A 278-nucleotide genomic window follows, 5' to 3' on the forward strand; every position below is an offset into this window, starting at 1 on the left:
GCTTTAAGGTTTCAGCTAGGAGTCGTTGAGCCTCAGCTCTACCTTTAGCACGATTGATGTCTGCTTGGGCTTCTTGTTCAGCTTCTTGCGCCACATAAACTGCTCGTTGCGCCCGCTGTTCGGCAATTTGTTTCTCTTCAACTGCCCTCGCAAACTCAGGGGAGAAAGTTAGGTCAACGACACTAGTATCTAGCACGATAATTCCGTACTTATCTAACCGTTGACCCAAGGCAGTATCAAAGTCTTGTTTCAGTTCCTCTCTTTTAGTAATTGCTTCT

General features: G+C 46.0%; 1 protein-coding gene. It reads right to left on the minus strand.

The features are described from left to right. Positions 1 to 278: SPFH domain-containing protein (locus FLQ44_RS16400; protein ID WP_206208927.1), on the minus strand; the 278-nt coding region annotated here is incomplete at both ends.

The sequence above is a fragment of the Vogesella mureinivorans genome (genome assembly GCF_007644035.1).
GTDB lineage: Bacteria > Pseudomonadota > Gammaproteobacteria > Burkholderiales > Chromobacteriaceae > Vogesella > Vogesella mureinivorans.